At 44.7% G+C, this 17917-nt stretch carries 19 protein-coding genes; 5 read left to right on the top strand and 14 right to left on the bottom strand.

What is annotated here, in order from left to right:
* Positions 1 to 469: 469 nt before the first annotated feature.
* From OPS25_RS01605 to OPS25_RS01545, 13 genes are all read right to left on the bottom strand, one after another.
* On the bottom strand, positions 470 to 964 hold the full coding sequence (locus OPS25_RS01605) for a YcgN family cysteine cluster protein (protein ID WP_265615900.1): 495 nt from the start codon (positions 962 to 964) through the stop codon (positions 470 to 472).
* On the bottom strand, positions 964 to 1641 hold the full coding sequence (locus OPS25_RS01600; protein ID WP_265615899.1) for a fumarylacetoacetate hydrolase family protein: 678 nt from the start codon (positions 1639 to 1641) through the stop codon (positions 964 to 966). The genes OPS25_RS01605 and OPS25_RS01600 overlap by 1 nt, the downstream gene beginning before the upstream one ends.
* A gap of 2 nt (positions 1642 to 1643) precedes the next feature.
* Positions 1644 to 2636, bottom strand: coding sequence for a lytic murein transglycosylase (locus OPS25_RS01595; RefSeq protein WP_265615898.1), 993 nt, complete (start codon positions 2634 to 2636; stop codon positions 1644 to 1646).
* 6 nt (positions 2637 to 2642) lie between these two features.
* A complete protein-coding gene (locus tag OPS25_RS01590) occupies positions 2643 to 2933 on the bottom strand; it encodes a YcgL domain-containing protein (RefSeq protein ID WP_265615897.1) in 291 nt (96 codons plus the stop codon).
* A 33-nt stretch (positions 2934 to 2966) separates the two neighbouring features.
* Positions 2967 to 4157 (bottom strand): ribonuclease D, encoded by a 1191-nt coding sequence (gene rnd / locus OPS25_RS01585; RefSeq protein ID WP_265615896.1) that lies wholly within the window; start codon positions 4155 to 4157, stop codon positions 2967 to 2969.
* 140 nt (positions 4158 to 4297) lie between these two features.
* Positions 4298 to 5950, bottom strand: a complete 1653-nt coding sequence (gene fadD, locus OPS25_RS01580; RefSeq protein WP_265615895.1) for a long-chain-fatty-acid--CoA ligase FadD — start codon at positions 5948 to 5950, stop codon at positions 4298 to 4300.
* Positions 5951 to 6107: 157 nt separating this feature from the next.
* Positions 6108 to 6947 carry an alpha/beta fold hydrolase gene (locus tag OPS25_RS01575; protein WP_265615894.1) on the bottom strand — a complete coding sequence of 280 codons (840 nt, stop codon included), beginning with the start codon at positions 6945 to 6947 and terminating at the stop codon, positions 6108 to 6110.
* 66 nt (positions 6948 to 7013) lie between these two features.
* On the bottom strand, positions 7014 to 7718 hold the full coding sequence (locus OPS25_RS01570; protein ID WP_265615893.1) for a Slp family lipoprotein: 705 nt from the start codon (positions 7716 to 7718) through the stop codon (positions 7014 to 7016).
* A gap of 81 nt (positions 7719 to 7799) precedes the next feature.
* On the bottom strand, positions 7800 to 8114 hold the full coding sequence (locus OPS25_RS01565) for a hypothetical protein (RefSeq protein WP_265615892.1): 315 nt from the start codon (positions 8112 to 8114) through the stop codon (positions 7800 to 7802).
* Positions 8115 to 8296: 182 nt separating this feature from the next.
* Entirely contained in the window at positions 8297 to 8980 is a 684-nt protein-coding gene (tsaB, locus tag OPS25_RS01560) for a tRNA (adenosine(37)-N6)-threonylcarbamoyltransferase complex dimerization subunit type 1 TsaB (protein WP_265615891.1), read from the bottom strand.
* Positions 8981 to 8999: 19 nt separating this feature from the next.
* On the bottom strand, positions 9000 to 10913 hold the full coding sequence (locus OPS25_RS01555) for an ATP-dependent DNA helicase (protein WP_265615890.1): 1914 nt from the start codon (positions 10911 to 10913) through the stop codon (positions 9000 to 9002).
* Between the two features lie 62 nt (positions 10914 to 10975).
* Positions 10976 to 12301 (bottom strand): alpha-amylase family glycosyl hydrolase, encoded by a 1326-nt coding sequence (locus tag OPS25_RS01550; protein ID WP_265615889.1) that lies wholly within the window; start codon positions 12299 to 12301, stop codon positions 10976 to 10978.
* Between the two features lie 71 nt (positions 12302 to 12372).
* Positions 12373 to 13227: a sulfite exporter TauE/SafE family protein gene (locus tag OPS25_RS01545; protein ID WP_407080206.1), complete on the bottom strand. Its 855-nt coding sequence runs from the start codon at positions 13225 to 13227 to the stop codon at positions 12373 to 12375.
* A gap of 162 nt (positions 13228 to 13389) precedes the next feature.
* Between OPS25_RS01545 and OPS25_RS01540 the strand changes: the two genes are divergently transcribed.
* From OPS25_RS01540 to OPS25_RS01520, 5 genes are all read left to right on the top strand, one after another.
* Positions 13390 to 13884: a DUF2244 domain-containing protein gene (locus OPS25_RS01540; protein ID WP_265615887.1), complete on the top strand. Its 495-nt coding sequence runs from the start codon at positions 13390 to 13392 to the stop codon at positions 13882 to 13884.
* Positions 13885 to 13894: 10 nt separating this feature from the next.
* Positions 13895 to 15157: a saccharopine dehydrogenase family protein gene (locus tag OPS25_RS01535; RefSeq protein WP_265615886.1), complete on the top strand. Its 1263-nt coding sequence runs from the start codon at positions 13895 to 13897 to the stop codon at positions 15155 to 15157.
* A gap of 27 nt (positions 15158 to 15184) precedes the next feature.
* A complete protein-coding gene (locus OPS25_RS01530; RefSeq protein WP_265615885.1) occupies positions 15185 to 15478 on the top strand; it encodes a DUF6482 family protein in 294 nt (97 codons plus the stop codon).
* Positions 15479 to 15582: 104 nt separating this feature from the next.
* A complete protein-coding gene (locus OPS25_RS01525) occupies positions 15583 to 16449 on the top strand; it encodes a TraB/GumN family protein (protein ID WP_265615884.1) in 867 nt (288 codons plus the stop codon).
* A gap of 229 nt (positions 16450 to 16678) precedes the next feature.
* On the top strand, positions 16679 to 17248 hold the full coding sequence (locus OPS25_RS01520) for a lipid-binding SYLF domain-containing protein (protein WP_265615883.1): 570 nt from the start codon (positions 16679 to 16681) through the stop codon (positions 17246 to 17248).
* Positions 17249 to 17344: 96 nt separating this feature from the next.
* Here the strand turns inward: OPS25_RS01520 and OPS25_RS01515 are convergent, their stop codons facing one another.
* Entirely contained in the window at positions 17345 to 17911 is a 567-nt protein-coding gene (locus OPS25_RS01515; RefSeq protein ID WP_265615882.1) for a hypothetical protein, read from the bottom strand.
* Positions 17912 to 17917 lie beyond the last annotated feature (6 nt).

The following is a 17917-nucleotide window of genomic DNA, read 5'->3' as shown; positions in this document are numbered from 1 at the left end:
CGCGGAGGATGACAAGGTATAGCGCGCTGAGAATGACAAGGTTTGGCGCGGGGAGGATGACGTAAATTTCCCAGCAGCATCCCCTCGTCGTTCCCACGAAGGTGGGAACCTCTCAAACACGGCTAACGGGATTAAAAAGGCTGTTTTTGACGCCTGATTCTTATTATGGAGATCCTCCGCCGGCGCGGAGGATGACAAGGTATAGCGCGCTGAGAATGACAAGGTTTGGCGCGGGGAGGATGACGTAAATTTCCCAGCAGCATCCCCTCGTCATTCCCACCAACATCCCTCGTCGTTCCCACTAAAATCCTTCGTCGTTCCCACGAAGGTGGGAACCTCTCAAACATGATTAGCGGGATTAAAAAGGGGTTTGTTGATAATTTAACTAACGCTACTCAGCACAACAAATTGAAAATAGCTTAGCCAAAAAATATTATGATCTCTTCTCTTAATATCGCGTGGGTAAGGCTTAATCTAAATCTTCCAGCGGCCACAAGGCAATGTAATCTTCAAAGTGTTCCATATCAACCTGGTGTTCGAATACCGTTTTCCCTCTTACTGACATGCCTTTTTTATGCATTGCTGACTTTCTTCCCGCATTGAGAAGCGGATGCCAAGAAGGTAAACCCCTACCCTCGTACAGCCTGCGGTAACTGCAACTGGTGGGCATAAAAAAGATATCTTTAAGGTTTTCTTTGGTTAGCTTGACACAATCAGGTACCAGTCGAGTTCGCTCCATATATTGCGTACAACTGCATGTTTTCGTATTGAGCAAGTCACATACAATGTTGGTGTAATGAACTTTTTCTTCTGGTTTGATTGTGTCAGTGGTTACGGCATTCTCTACAGAGTCATCGTCGATAAACTTATGCAAGCAACACTTACCACAACCATCGCAGAGGGCTTCCCATTCCTGTTCGGTCATCTCTTCTAAAGTCTTGGTTTCCCAGAATGGTTTTGTCATTATGCAATCACTTTGGTGTGTACATCTAAATGTGAGCCCAACCTAAGCTGAAGCTCATCACCTTTAGCGAGCGGCCCTACCCCACTCGGCGTGCCAGTGAGAATGATATCCCCGGCGTCAAGGGTGAAGGCTTGCGACATTTGCATAACCAAATCGACCATGCCTACTAACATGTGTTTAGTGCTACCCTGTTGGCGAATTGACCCATTCACTTGCAAACTAAATGTAATATCATCAAGATGCTGAAATTGAGATTTAGGAACGAAAGCTGAAACCGGGCAACTGGCATCGAACGCTTTAGCTCTTTCCCAAGGTTGACCTGCTTTTTTTAGTTCCAATTGAATATCGCGAAGCGTGAGATCCAGCGCGATGCCGATTCCCCAGATAGCTTGCTCTGCTTCCTTCAGGTCATCACAGTTACATAATCGATGTTGCAACAGCAATGCTACTTCTACTTCGTTATGACACTCGCCTTTATCAGATGGAATCTTCACTGGATGGCTCAGCGAGCATATCGAATTACGTGGTTTCATAAAAATAAGAGGTGTATCGCCCACCGTTGATTTGAAATGCTTTTCCATTTCAATCACGTGATCCTGATAATTTTTTCCGACACACACCACTTTGTTGACGGGAAGGTCGATCACACCACCGGCATTATCACTATGTTGATACATTATTAGTATCCTCTTTTGATGCGATCAGACAAATAACCCACTGAAACGCCAAAATAGGTCGACCGATTCCAGCGCATTAGTGTATGAAAATTATTGTAGACCAGATAAATCCGTCCATTTTCACCATCAGGCATAATTAAAGACGCTTTAATAGGTACATGCGGCAAGCTTTGTCCATCGAACCGACGTACTCCCCTGCTTTGCCATGTAGTAAGTTCGACGAAGTTATCTTTATCCAATCCAGCGAATTGACTAGCCGAATGGTCAGTGAGTTTTACCTGTCGCCCCCAAGTATACGTCTCTACCCAGCCCTCAGACGCGAGATAATTAGCGATGGAAGCGAATACGTCAGCGTAATTATTCCAAATATCCTTGCGTCCATCGCCATCGTAATCAACCGCATAAGTGAGAAATGAAGTGGGCATAAACTGACTTTGCCCCATCGCGCCAGCCCAGGATCCTTTAAAGGCATCCAGCGAAGTGTGGCCTTCATGCAGAATCGTCAATGCTGCGAAAAACTGTTTTTTAAACAGCGCTTCCCGCCTTCCTTCGTAGGCTAACGATGCCAACGCGGATAATACATCGTGATTACCCTGAATTTTTCCAAAATTAGACTCATTTCCCCACAACGCAACAATAAAACGCGGTTGAACGCCATACCTTGTACCTATTTCGTGCAGCAACGAACGATGCGTATCTAAGAGTGACACCGCTTGCTTGACTTTCCAGTCAGGGACTCGGCTTGCCAGATAACTGTCAAGGGTGAGGGTACGTTCAGGTTGGTTTTTATCCGCCTTAATTACTGTGGGCCGATACTGAATGTTCTGCATCGCGTTTTCGATTAGTTGTGTGTCGAAACCGTCTGCGATGGCTTCAGCAGCCAGCTGCTGTAAATAGTCTTTAAAACCTTCCTCTGACTTGGTATTCGCCACACTGGAAAACGCGAAAAAACAGCTGAAGAGCACATAGCAATATTTAAACATTAATTTTTTCATGGCACTTCACTCTTCCGCTTTTTTAGACAGTCCCAGATTCATTCTGTGGTCAGCCAACCAATCCTCCATCTGTGCAGGCATTTGCAAATAATAGCCTTCCTCCGATAATGCTTTTTGCAGTGTTTCACTTTCTATGCCTGCAACTTTTTCATGTTTCTTTACCGCCAACAGCATCACAAACTGGGGCTTACCGAAGGTGTTCATCAACACTTCGGGCACATCATCAAATTTGTCTTTGTTGGGAAGATATAAATACATTCCCTCTTTTCGTCGCGTCTTATACACCGCACATAACATGGAATTTACTCGCAGAAGGGATTAATGAAGACATTAAATCAGTATAGATTCATCCAGCAGATGACGCTTATTTTCAGGAATCTCACCTAATAATTCAATTATTTTGCGCGAAAAAAGTTTGCCACGCCAGCCACTGAGTAAATCTGGCGCCAGTCCCTGCGCAGACGCTTCATCTGCATCGAACCACCACCACTTGAGGACTTGATTTAATTGTTTTTTTGACGCCACCACTTCCACTGCTACATTAGCGTCATCCGCTACAGATTGGGCGATGGCTTTAAGCTCAGACGCATACTTTTTGTAAGCATGGACATCGATTAAACGTAAAACCCGAGACGGTTTTTCGTGATCTTCAAGCTGTTCAAATTCGTTAACTGCGTCCCTTATCAAAGTAAGTAAAATATCGCCTTGTTTACGTACCGCCTGGGGTGAGACACCATAGATCTTAGCTAACTCGGCCTTTTCGCCGGGTTGAATCTGCGCCAAATCGATCAGCGCAGATTCCTTGAGAACAAAATTTAACGCCATATCTTTTTTGCGCGCGCGTTCAAGCCGCCAAGCAGCAAGCTTTTTCAACACATATATCTGTTTTTGATTTAGCTTCCAATTATTTTTAACTTGCAAGTAAGCCCATTGTGGCGGAATTTGCGCGGCTTTTTTGCTAACTAAATGAGAAATTTCGGCAACGACCCAATCACGCTTTTGTATTTCATCTATCTTAGCGGCAAGCTTTTCATAAGCAGGTAACAGATAGAGCACATCGTTCGCCGCGTAATGAAGTTGATTGTCGCTAAGAGGTCGAGCAAGCCAGTCGGTTCGTGCTTCTCCTTTGTCCAGTTGAATATCTAACAACTCATCAATGATTCTTGCATATCCAACGGTCGCCCCTAACCCCAATATATTAGCAGCAAATTGAGTATCAAAAACTGGTGAGGGCGCCTGGCCGAAAAAGGTCAAAAATGCTTCAATATCTTCCGAGCAGGAATGCAGTACTTTTGTAATGCGTGGATTAGTTAACAGGTCGATAAAAGGTGTGAAATCGCTGATCGATAACGGATCGATTAACACTAACTGGTCGCCGTCATATAGCTGAATCAAACCAAGTTGAGGCGTTAACGTTCGTGTTCTGACAAATTCAGTATCGAGTGCAATACTGCGGTGGCGAGAAGCTTGATTGCATACTTCGGCCAATGAATGATTATCACTTATTAATTGATAGCGCATAGGTAATTATGAGAACACAGAGTTATATGAAACCCGATAGATTTCACAAAAGCTTAAAGATATGGGTTTAATACCTTAACGAATAGTTAAATACAACAAAAGAAAATAGCGATGCGGCCTGTGCCGCATCGCTTACTGACTTAGTCGCGTAGCTCTCTTCGTAGTATTTTACCTACGTTGGTTTTGGGAAGCTCGTCTTTAAACACCACTTTCTTAGGAACTTTGTACCCGGTTAAGTGCGATTTACAGTGGGCTATAATGTCTTGAGCGGTAAGCTCAGGATCTTTTTTCACCACAAACAGCTTAACAATTTCACCGCTGGCTTCATGGGGCTCCCCCACAGCAGCAGCTTCGATGACTCCTTCATGCATTGCCGCTACTTCTTCAATTTCATTGGGGAAAACATTAAAGCCTGATACCAGAATCATGTCTTTTTTGCGATCTACGATATAGAAATAGCCTTGTTCATCTACTTTGGCAATATCACCAGTGGCTAACCAACCGTCCTTAAGTATCTCATCGGTAGCAGCTTGTCGGTTGAGATAGCCTCGCATGACCTGAGGCCCTTTCACCCACATTTCACCGGGCTCACCTACGGGCACTTCGTTGCCGTCCTCATCCACTAACTTGATATCAGTTGAGGGTACCGGTAACCCAATAGATCCTTTATACGCTTCTATCTGCGGAGGATTAACCGTTACCACAGGGGAACATTCCGTCAATCCGTAACCTTCCAGTAATACTGTGCCTGTCACTTTTTGCCATTTCTCGGCAACGGGACGCTGAACAGCCATTCCCCCACCCAATCCAAATTTAAATTTCGAAAAGTCTAGCTCACTGAAACCTGGTGTATTCAGTAAACCATTAAAAAGCGTATTCACCCCGGGAAGAATAGCAAATGGATATTTTTCGAGCTCCTTTACAAACCCTGGCATGTCACGCGGGTTGGTAATGAGCAAATTGGGGCAGCCACACTTTAAGAACAACAGGCAATTCGCGAGCAATGCAAATATGTGGTAAAGCGGAAGCGCTGTGACCACCAGGTCTTTGCCAGGCTCAATGGCCGTCTCAAGTATGCCGGACACTTGCTCAAGATTCGCGATCATATTGCGATGGGTGAGCATGGCACCTTTCGACACGCCCGTGGTGCCACCGGTATATTGCAGGAACGCCAAATCTTCACTGGTAATTTCTGGCTTAGTGTAGGTTTTGTTTGCGCCTTCTTTTAAGGCAGACGTGAACGATTTCGCTTGTGGCAGAGAAAATGAGGGCACCATCTTTTTCACGTGCTTCACCACTGCGTTAACAATCCAACGCTTTGGTATGGGCAACATATCACCGAGTGACGTTAATAAGACCTGTTGCACATCAGTATCTTTAATAACCTGCTCGAGAGTACTGGCAAAGTTTTCTACGATTACTATCGCCTTGACACTAGCGTCCTTAAGCTGGTGTTTTAATTCTCTTGCGGTATACAGCGGATTAACGTTTACGACTATCAAGCCGGCGCGCAATATGCCAAACATTACGATGGGATATTGAAGAAGGTTGGGCATCATTACCGCTACCGCATCACCACGCTTTAGCCCACTACTTTGCAGATACGCGGCAAAGTTGGCCGACAAAGTGTCCAGCTCGTTGAAGGTGATGGAATGGCCCATGTTGATGTATGCCGTTTTATCACCATATTTTTGAATTGACTGCTCAAAAATATCAACAATAGAACTGTATCGGTCAGGATCAATCTCAGCTGATACTCTAGGGTCGTAATACTTAAGCCAGGTTTTCTCCACGAAACCTCCTTTCGTTTTTCTTATTCTATGCGTGCGGGGCCAAATTATATTAGATATTCAAGTGTAGGATTTAGCTGATGATTCCACACACCGAAGGCCACTGGTCTGATTTCTAGCGTATAGTATAGGATGAAACCGCAAAGATAAACGCTGGTTATCACAATTGTTCAATAAACCGCTTCATCCCGTTAGCAAGGGCTTCGGGCTGTTCCATATGAATATGATGCCCCCCTTCGTACTCTACTAACTGACTTTGTGAAAACCAACTGCGCCGACTTTCATACATTTGACTTAAATCTTTAAAGCTTTTGGTGGCGGCAGCAAACCAAACCGGACACTGAATATTTTTCATCAGATCTTCGGCCTGTTTTTCAGTCAAACGCAATGAAGACTTAGTTCTGAGCTTTGGATCACTTGCCCAAAAATAGTGACCACTGGCATCTTGCGTGAGATTGCGCTTAATAATTAACCTGGCATGCTCAGGAGCGATATCTGACATTTTACAACGCGCAGTTACTGCTTTTTCCAGATCCACGACCCGTAGGCGATTCCGTGTTTTCTCAAAGCGACTCAGTACTGATTCGCGTAACTGTTCAGTGGTAGTGTGTTCAGGCTTCGTTAACGGGCCGCAAGCGTCAAGACTCAATACACCTTTTACCTTTTCAGGAAAGAGGGCGGCATAAATCGTCGCCACTATTCCCCCAAGCGAGTGCCCCATCAGGATTATCTCCCCGAAATCGTTTTGTGCAAACAAAGCATGCAAATCTTGGATATAATCTATTTGATTATAATGGGCACCGTGAGGACGATGAGAAGACCGTCCGTGGCCAGCTAAATCTAATGAAATAAAACGATAATCTTGTAAATAGGGAGAGAGAACACTCAGGCTTGCGGCATTGTCAAGATAACCGTGCAAGCCTACAATTGTTTTGCCGTGTCCCCTGTTATCAAGCCCGCCTAGCACCATCCGGCCAGCATGAAATTCAGTTTCAAACATACTCAATGCGGTCACTCCTTGCCAATTTTAGCGGCAACCTCTTGCCACTTCAGCATGAGTTTGCCTTTAAGGTTCTTCTCTTCTATCTCTCAGTATCAAGCGCTTATTTTCCCGAGCGCTGGGGCGGGAACGCATCACGTCTTTCGGGGGCCGATTTTGCGCTGAACTCTTTCTCTTTAAGACAGGTTTAGAACGCACAACCGGGTTAGGGTTACTACGATGAATCACCCTCACCCTGGAGCGGTGGAGTCCCCAATACGGCCTATGAAAAGTATAGTAAAAAGGAGAATACCAGCCCAACCCGTAGCTAAAATATACGGTAGAAACATCGTATTCGGTTTCTTTACGCCAGATGTAGTAATCATCTACAGCGAGGGTAGGATAAATGTACGGCTGTTCCCCCACCATCCCGGACATGGGATCATCCAGACGCCCCACAAAGGTGACCGTTCTTCCCTCTTCAAACATGATCGGGTCTACAAAGCCATTTATTCGTGCTTTAAACCGGCCAACCGTATTTTCATTTGTATTGGGTTTACCATAGTGATTTAGTGGAAAGTGCGCCACCTCTATAAAGGTTTTCTGCGACTTATTTTCCACATTAACAATTACGCCACCCCATCTAGCCATACTTCCTTTTACTTTTTCTCCTCCTGTTACAGAGCGGGAATAAGAAGTTAGCTGGGCATCATCCGGCACCTTGATAGGGTCAGGCACAATTGCACAGCCAGACATAAATAAAACAATCAACGCGACAGCGTGACGGATCATAGCGTTACCTTTTAAAATGCGAAACCTTCCTTTGCTATAGTATCGGAAATGAAGCTGAATAAAACCTGAATTTATGACCAATTACGCGTAAATATCGACACCCAGCATTTTGTGAATATCATCTCTACGTGATTCTCTTTCCAAACTTAAATACGACTCAACGGCCTGTTTTCCTTTCCCTGCAGGCTGATCATAACCGGATTGACGTTGAAACTTGCTGGCTTCATCGAGTACATCGTCTGTAGCCGAATAGCGAACCAGATCATTGCGGTGGTTAACTTTTGGTGGGGGTTCTTGCTCAATAGGAACCTGACGCGCAGGCGGAATCGCCGCACGATCTGGTGCAGCGTCCGGACGAGAAATGATGAGAGTGGATTCAATGTCCATTCGACTCAATTAACTACTTACGTCTGTGAAATTCCAATGTTGGATCTGCGTGTGCTAATCCATTCCTGTTTGCCGAAAGCTTTGTCACTATAACCGTGACGCGCTCGTCACGCCGTCAATTTTTTGACTAAAACTAACGACTTATCTAGTTTAATTTTTACTTCAGCAAATAGCAGGCCAAAGAAAAATTATCATTCCCGACCAGGTAACTTTTTCCACGTCACTTTATCTCGTAGATACACAGGTGACACCTTGTCGGCCGCCACAGTGTTGTGATCGTTTACTGCTCTGGCAGCAAGTGAAAGCATAAATTCTGCAGACGGATACAAAATATCAACAGTACATTCAGGTGGCAGCGTCTGTTGTAGTTCAGCATAAGCTTGCCAGCCTGTCCCAACGGGGATGAACTTGCGGCCTTTTAATAAATGCGCAGCCTCTGCTGGGGGACATACTTGTTCCTTAACTAACTCATTCATGCCTTCTGCATTACGTTGGTATATGGCAAAGTACACTTCACCCATGCGGGCATCAATGGCACACGCACATGTTTCAGCGTCGGTTTGCTCAAAGCCTTGCTGGGCCATCGCCGCTAACGTACTGATACCCGCCACAGGTAAATTAGCACCAAAGGCTAGGCCTTGTACCATTCCCGTCGCAATTCGAACACCCGTAAAACTGCCCGGACCGCGTCCAAAAGCTAGTGCATCTAAATCGAGTAAGCTGATTGCCGCTTCCTTTAGAACTTCATCTACCATTGGCAACAGGCGTTGGCTGTGTTGCTGTGGGCATAATTCGAATCTAGCAATCACGTTTTTTTCTGTGTGCAAGGCGACAGAACAAGCCTCAGTCGCCGTATCAATAGCCAGTATATTCATGTTATGTTTTACACTTCATTTATTCAATATCAGTCAGAAACGCATCAACCGTATCTAAATCTCGCGTTCTGCGCATATTGGGTAAACTGGCAACAAATGTTTTTGCGTACGGTTTTGTGACCAGCCGGTTATCGCAAATCACCAACACACCTTTATCAGACGGATCGCGAATTAATCTTCCCGCGCCCTGTTTGAGCGTAATCACTGCTTGCGGAATTTGGATAGCAGCAAAAGGGTTACCGCCTTTCTTCCTTACATCATCAATACGCGCCTGAAGTAAAGGATCATCTGGCGAAGCAAAGGGAAGTTTATCTATCATGACACATACAAGATCACTTCCGCGTACATCCACCCCTTCCCAAAACGCGCCGGTGCCTAACAATACCGCACGTTGATCGGCGAGATAATCTCGCAATAAGGCTTGCTTAGTGGTGGTTCCTTGTACCAATAAAGGGTTGTCTATCGCTTCTTCTAAACGTGCAGCCATTTTCTTTAACATAGCATGACTGGTGAACAGCAAAAAACAACGCCCTTTGCTGGCTTCAATCAAGCGTTTTGCCACTTCAAACAATTTGTCCTGCAACGCTAAACTATTGGGTTCAGGTAAATAGCGAGGCACACACAGGAGAGCTTGTTGTTGATAATCAAATGGGCTGTCTAAGCCTAAAGTGTTGGCCTCTTCTAAACCCATTCTTTTCTGAAAATGGGTAAAGCCCTCATCTACCATCAATGTTGCAGAAGTAAAAATCCACCCCCGGGGCGGCTCAGAAACAAATCGCCGGAACTTCGCCGCAATCGATAGTGGCGTGAGATGCATAATAAGATGACGGTTGGTAGTTTCATACCACAAGCTCACGCCTGTTTGTTCATAGTCACGCAGGGCATCCAGCTTCTCCCGCGAATGCACCACCCGTTCATAAATATGATCAAGATCTTTATCCCGTCCAATATGCAACTTACACACGTCATGCAATACTTCAAGCGCAGCGGCGAGCTTATCAACCTGTAATTGAACATCGTCCCTTTGTAAAGCCTCGGCCCAGTTTCCCCGTTGTGGGGTAGCTGGAAACAGTAACCGCAGATCCGCCGCAATCAGCCGACATTTTTCTGCCGCTTTATCTAATTGTTCTGCATCTTTTAACACGGTGCGATAGAGTAAGGTCAAATCTTTCGCCATGTCCTGGATTTGCCGCGTGGATAAGGACTCACCGAAATAATCACTGGCGATTTCTGGGATCTGATGAGCTTCATCAAAGATAATCGCATCTGCATCAGGAATCAGTTCTCCAAACCCTGTATCCTTAAGCGCCAGATCGGCGAAAAACAGATGATGATTGACTACCACCACATCTGCATCCAATGCGTTGCGTCGCGCCTTTACCAGATAACAGTCCTCGTAATCGGGGCAATCTCTACCCAGGCAGTTGTCCACCGTAGAGGTTATCAAAGGAATGACTTTAGCGTCCTCTGGTAAGGTTTTAAGCTCACCAATATCGCCTGACTTGGTGGTGTTTGCCCATGCGCGAACAGCTGTTAATTGATGGAGTACGTCTTTTTCTACCAGCGTAGAATTGCCGCCATGCTGTCCTAATCTATGTCTGCAAAGGTAATTTGACCGACCTTTTAACAGTGCCGTTTTTCGATTACTGGAAAGCGCTTTTTTAACCAACGGCAAATCACGATGGAATAGTTGTTCTTGCAGGTTCTTGGTACCCGTAGAAATGATCGCTTTACTATTACCTAAGAATACCGGAGCTAAATAGGCAAAGGTTTTGCCTGTGCCCGTTCCAGCTTCAACAATCAACGACTGCTTTTTCTTGATTGCTTCATATACAGCCTTCGCCATATCTGTTTGCGCATCACGGGGAACAAACCCATTAATGGCATCGGCGAGTAATCCATTTTTTTCAAATACATCTGATATGGTCGGCATACAAGTCGGAATTTGGCAAAAGGCGTATTATGCCAAAGAATAGGGTGTAATGGGCGGAAATTTTAGTCCAGTTTTTGCGGCCCGGAATATAGCGCCAACGCTTCCCAGGGTTTTAGTTGAATGCGCTGCCCTGCTTGAATCGAATGCATTTCGTCGTTCAACATATTGATATACTCCGCTTCGCAAAATGCATCTATTAAAACAAAGCTTTGGGATGAAGCCGAAAAATTAATCAGGATCAGCACTTTTTCCTGCGCTAATTGTCTGACAAAACTAAAAATACTATCCATTTGGGAGTTTGGGATCTGCACCATCGTTGCACCATATGAACCATTCCATAATGCTGTTACCTTTTTTTTCCATTTAATTAGGCGCTGGTAAAGTTCGCCGACTGGATGGGCCTGCCACTCTATTGGATCGCGTTCGAAAAAAGCTAATCGCTTAGTTTCGCCCGCTTCCTGACCATTGTGGATTAACGGCATGCCCTCTCCTAACACTGACAAAACAATTGCCGCAGTCAAAGACTCCCCAAACTGTTCGTATTGGGTCCCCTCCCAGGCGTTTTTGTCATGATTGGAAACGAATGTCATGCGGTAACCCGATTTGGGCCAGGCCCGTTCGTTCCAAGAATAGTATTTACGCAATTTATCGAGAGACCAGCCTTGCTTAGCGATACCATGCAGCGTTTCGTTCCAGCTCCATGCGTAAGTCATATTAAAGGCAACTTCGTGCAACTCTCTACTTTCCCACTCGGCAAGCAGGAAGGTGGGTTTAATGGCATCGAGTTTACTACGCGCCTGTTCCCAAAAGTCCTTAGGGACATAACCCGCCACGTCACAGCGAAACCCATCAATATCAAATTTTGACACCCAATAAGACATAGCATCGATCATATATTCGCGTAGCGCAGGCCGAGCGAAATCAAATTCAATGATGTCATCCCAATCCCACCACGGCGATGGCCTAAAATTGCCATAATGATCTTTTGCATACCAATCAGGGTGAGTACTGACTAAGTAATTATCCCAAGCACTATGATTAGCAACCCAGTCCAGAATTACTTTCAAGCCAAGGGTGTGGGCGTATTGAATTAGGGAAATCAGGTCATCTTCACACCCAAATTCCGGATTAATCGCAAAATAATCTTTGACGGCATAAGGGCTACCAAGCTTTCCCTTTCTGTTTACCTCGCCAATTGGATGAATAGGCATAAGCCAGACTATATCCGCCCCTAAAGATTTAATACGTTTCAGGCCATTTTCAACGCCCCTGAAACTTCCTTCCTGGCTAAATTGACGAGTATTTACCTGATAGATCACCGCATTTTTCGACCACTCGGGTTGCTCAAGCGAATATACCGAAGACGCCACAGTTTGTAATTCTGCCATACCACACCTTTTCAATACTTGTGATGGCAATTACGTGTAGCCTTTAGGGAAGGATTGATAAAATATCAGGTTTAAAAGAGTGGCAATCCTGCCAGCCCCATTATCATGACCCAGCTTGCAAAAAATAGTTTGAGTTTAACTGGCGAGAAGGCAAGTACCACATATTTGGCAATCATCCCACCAATAATGGCGCCCAAACCCGCAAACATTAAGACAGACCAATCGATCGCCATGGTATTAATAATGTGATGAGGGATGGCCCCCCACACGGTAAATGCGGTTAAAATAACTGCTATTGCAATTGACATGGCGATATTGAATCCGCGCAGGATCAGATAAACCGCCACCATTTCGCCCACACCAACGGATAACCACGCAGTGAGCACGCCACCGATGCACCCAATGATGACTAAGCTTACAGCATCTACACCCTTCAGTGTGCTGCGATAGGTTGGTCGCGCTTTCATCAAGCTGGTAGCGAATAACGCCAACGATAGTATGATTGAGAAAACTCCGAAACCCAGATGGATATCGTCCACCTTCCCCTGCAGAAACGAAAGCTGTGCAAATGCCCGTGTACCAAACTGCGCAAGCCATATCCCACTTAATGAAGCGGGCACGGCCACCAATAAGCTTACCGGTAGCATTTTCCACTCTGCGTCGGGAGCTTTTTCTTTGCGATAATAACCCCACCAGGTCAGGGCTCCCGCGGTCATACCACAACATTGAATGGCGAAACTGGTGGCGACGATGGAAACAGGCGTAAAACCGAGTTGATTAAAAAACGGTACGAATACCACGCCCCCACCCGCTCCTGTTGCATTAGCGAAAACTGCACCTAATACACCTAACAAGGTAAAAGGGGAATACTCAGTAAAAAGTTGGAGGGGGGCCGTTTGCAAACTGAGCAACGCGCCCCAGAGCATAAAAATACCCAACAGGATGATTTTTTTAGACAACAAGGTAATTAAGAATTTTTTTATTATTAGCCTGCGCGCACTTTGCCAGATAAACATAGAAAAATAAATCGCTATGCTAAGCTAATTGAAGACAAAATCGTTTTTAACCAATAATTCCGTATCGAGATAATGATCACCAGTAAGCAGTGTAATAACCACTGGCGAATAACGTTACAGCCAAATCGCTCGGCCAGTTGGAGACAATCAAAAGTGTTTATTGGCGTACTGGCGGTTCCAATTTTCATTATTGCGCTGGGTTGGAGTGTGGTAGGTGTATGGATTATCTTACCTTTTGCGGGACTGGAAATGGGTTTGTTGACGTGGTTAATGTTTAAAGTCAGTCATCAGACGTATCACGAACAGGTCATCGTAATAAATAAGGACGTCATCAGTATTGAGACCGGTTTCAGACAAAAAAATAAAAAATGCATACCGCGGCGTGGATGCCATGTACTCTATAAGGAAACCGAAAATGACTGGCAACTCCCTGTTGTTGCACTCATTTCACAGAATAATGAAATCATTATTGGTCAATTTTTAAATTTAGCTGACAGGCAGTTGCTGAAAAATGAATTGCAACATGCAGGGCTCGTAATTTGCCGCCCTTATTGGTGGCGCGATTAAGGAATTTTATATGAGAGATTTCGATGTTGTCATCTTCGGCGCAACGTCCTTTGTAGGGCAAATTATTGCACGATATTTTGCCCTTCACTATAGCCAGCAGGAAAAGGTCAAATGGGCGCTCGCCGGGCGCAGTCAGGATAAACTTAATGCGCTGGTAAAAGGGCTCCCCTCTAAACACGATAATAAGCCACAACTATTAGTGGCGGATGTGCAGGATGACCTAGCACTGGCAAATATGTGTAAGCGAACGAAAGTGGTGTTATCTACAGTGGGCCCCTATTCCCAGTACGGTGAGCCCGTAATAAAGGCATGTATCGAGTGTGATACCAGCTATGTGGACTTAACCGGTGAGCCACAGTGGATTAAAGCCATGCTGGATTTGTATGGTAAATCCGCCAACCAAAGTCAGGCCAAGCTGGTAAACAGTTGTGGTTTTGATTCTATACCTTCTGACTTGGGCGTTTATTACTTGCAACAACAAAGCCAGCTGCATTTTAATAAACCATGTACGAAAGTGGCTATGCGCGTTAAACGCATTCGAGGCGGCGCATCGGGGGGAACTATCGCCAGTATACTCCAATTAGTTGAAGAAATGGGGCGCGATAAATCATTACGGAAGAAAATAGCCAATCCCTATGTTTTGTGCCCGCCTAATCATGGCTTTTCAAAAAGACAGCCAAACCTTAAAAAAGCCTGCTATGACAATCATACCCAACGCTGGATTGCTCCTTTTATTATGGCCGCCATCAATACCCGTATTGTGCATCGCAGTAACGCGCTGATGGGCAATCCCTATACTGATCACTTTGTTTATGAAGAGGCACTGGTAACGGGTAAGAAAACGAAGGGCGTTATGACAGGTTGGATGACCACGCTTGGCTTAGGGGGATTTATGGCAGCCGCCTCGATAAAACCGTTACGAAGTTTGATGGAAAAATACTGGCTTCCGAAGTCGGGCGAGGGTCCATCCGAAAAAGCACAACAGGAAGGTTTTTTTGATATTTATTTTTATGGCGAAACAGATGCCGGGGACACACTTATAGTTCAAGTGACTGGCGATAAAGATCCAGGTTATGGCTCCACTGCCCAGATGATTAGCGAAGCCGCGATAAAATTAGCAAAATCTGACAAATTGCAGGCATTACCTGGTGGGTTTTATACGCCGGCCAGTTGTTTTGGGGATACGCTATTCACACCATTGCAGGAACACGCTGGATTAACCTTCGAAGAGGTGGGTCATAGCGCTGTAAAAGCTAAAATTACGTCTCCTTAATCTTCTTCTCGCTAGTAAACAGGTAATATGCTGTTAACACATATTGATGGTGAGGGTTCCATGGATTTACATATTGAATCAATTGAAGGTGGTATCTACCTGGTATCAAAAGTTGATGGCGAAAGCGGTGAGATCATCAGGAATGACAACGATAAACCGCTTTCTTTTCATAGCCTGGACGAAATAAAAAGTTACTTTGCGAATACCCAGATTAACCAAGTTTGGTTGATGCAGACTACCCCCTACGAAGAAATGGTTGGATTGGCAAGTTCCCCCGAACCTATGAAGATGAAACTAGATTGGAAGTCTGTTTCTCACTGAGCCACTTATTTTACAGCTCAATGGCGGTACTTTAAAACAGTTGCTCAAGCTAAAGAAACTCCGTACATTTAGCCTGCATACGTACAGCATCACAGGAAAAATTGATGAAAAAAGGAATTGTAGCAGTCGCTACGCTGCTCTTCACACTAAGCGCGCAGGCTGCGTCAGTGTGGAAAGTATCTAATGAGTCACATAGCTTATATATAGGTGGAACATTACATATCCTGAGTCCTCAGGACTATCCACTTCCCTCAAGTTATAAATTAGCTTATAACGAGGCTGACAAAGTTATTTTCGAAACCGATATCGCAGCATTGTCATCGCCTGAATTTTCTCAGCTATCCCTGCAAACGCTCGTCTATCAAGATGAGCAAACCTTACAACAAACATTGCAGCCAGAAACGTATTCAGCTCTGAAAACACATCTTGATTCCCGCGGCATTCCCATTTCAACCATGCAAAAACTGAAACCATCGTTAGTTGGCATCACCTTGAGCATGATTGAATTTCAGCGTTTAGGGCTTACCAGTCAGGGGGTAGACAGCTATTACTACACTATTGCTATGGGTGACGGTAAATCTGTGGGCTGGTTTGAAACCCCTGAAGAACAATTAAACTTTATAGCCAGTATGGGGAAAGGTGACGAAGATGCGTTTATTCGCTACTCTTTGGAAGATGTGAAGAAAATCCCCACCATGCTGGACCAGCTGCGCGGTGACTGGAGAGAAGGTGATCTTGCCGCTCTTAATCAATATAATCTGCAAGAATTTAAAGAAAGTTTTCCGAAAATTTACGATGAACTATTAACCCAACGTAATCTGAACTGGATGCCAGACATAGAAGAAATGCTTGCTACGCCAGAGGTTGAGTTTATTTTGGTTGGCACCCTGCACATACCAGGCGATACAGGATTACTCGACTTACTTAACGCTAAAGGCTATACAATTACCCAGGTTTTGGCGACCGAATAAATTTCATTACAATGGGTACCTTTATGAGTACCCTTTTTTTAACTTCCGTTCCACATTGGTTCGCAAGGCTCTAGCTTCATTCACTTTTCACCAAAGTGCCTTGACTAAATACCCACCTCTATCTCTGAGCTCCTCACACCTGAATGCGGGTTGGCATAATCCATATTTATTTTAATACTTTATCCGCTTAACCTCGTACTAATTTCACTTTTTGCAGATTGGAATAAACATGAGTAAGCGTATAACTTTTTTAAGCGTTCTACTTGCAGGACTTTTTCTTGTTACCGGCTGTGCATCAATGGGCGATGGTACTGTAATGGAAAAGCGCCAAACCATCCTGGATATGCAACAAAGCACGATTGAGCAGCTCTATCGTGAGAAACCTGACACTAAAGCCCAAATAGCCAATGCTGCTGGTTATGGTACGTTCTCAAATGCCAACATAAATTTACTGGTAGTAGCAGCAGGCACAGGCTACGGAGTAGTAAACAACAATCTTACCGGTAAAAAAACCTATATGAACATGGCTGAAGGGGGTGTTGGATTAGGTATTGGGGCCAAAGATTATCGTATTGTCATGATATTTCATACGCAAGAGGCACTACGACACTTTATTGAAAATGGCTGGACAGCAGGAGGCAATGCCGATGCAACTGCGAAAGCGAATGATAAAGGCGTATCTATGTCAAAAGAAGCTTATTTGGGGGGCGTGACAGTTTATACCATGACCGATTCGGGCATCGCGCTTCAGGCTCTCGTAAAGGGCACGAAATTCTGGGTGGATAACGAATTAAATTAGTGTTCCGCACCCTCATGCGCCATAAAAAAGCCTGCATCCATATCGGTAACAGTGCCATCGATGCAGGCTTGTTATCACCATCCACCTTTTAATCACTTATTCATCACTCGCTCTGAACGTATCAATCGTAATATTTTGTCTTTGCGCCGCCCGCTTTACATAACAGTAACGTAGCCAAGTGATAATCAACACCGGTGTATTTGCCAATAGTGACGTGCCCCACACCAAAAAATTGTTATCAACACTATATGCCCAGCCACTTACTAAAGCTAACCCCATCCAAATAACGCTAATTCCCCAGGCAGAAATTTGCCAGTAACGACACCGAATGGTTATCTGTTGCTTCTTGAAGTTTAGAAACTCATCAACGCTACCGCACTGTTGCAGCCATTGCTTTTTACGTAAGCGAAAACTCCATAAGGCGAAACCTATGGGTATAGGAGATAACATCCCGAATAAAAGCTGGCTTCCAATCGATTCGGCGAAATAAACCATGGCATAAAGACAGAACAGACTCACGGCCATGCCTAACCCTACCTCCGAATATGCCAACCATTTTTCAACTTTTTGTTTATGCGCGATCTTTTTAGCAAAAGTGTCTGGGTTAATCACAGGGGTCGTTTGTTGGTATTGTTGCTGAAGTTTTTTTAACTTTGAATCCATAACTTA

The organism is Alteromonas aquimaris, assembly GCF_026183695.1.
Taxonomy (GTDB): Bacteria; Pseudomonadota; Gammaproteobacteria; order Enterobacterales; family Alteromonadaceae; genus Alteromonas; species Alteromonas aquimaris.
This window is presented reverse-complemented; position numbering and strand designations above follow the sequence as displayed.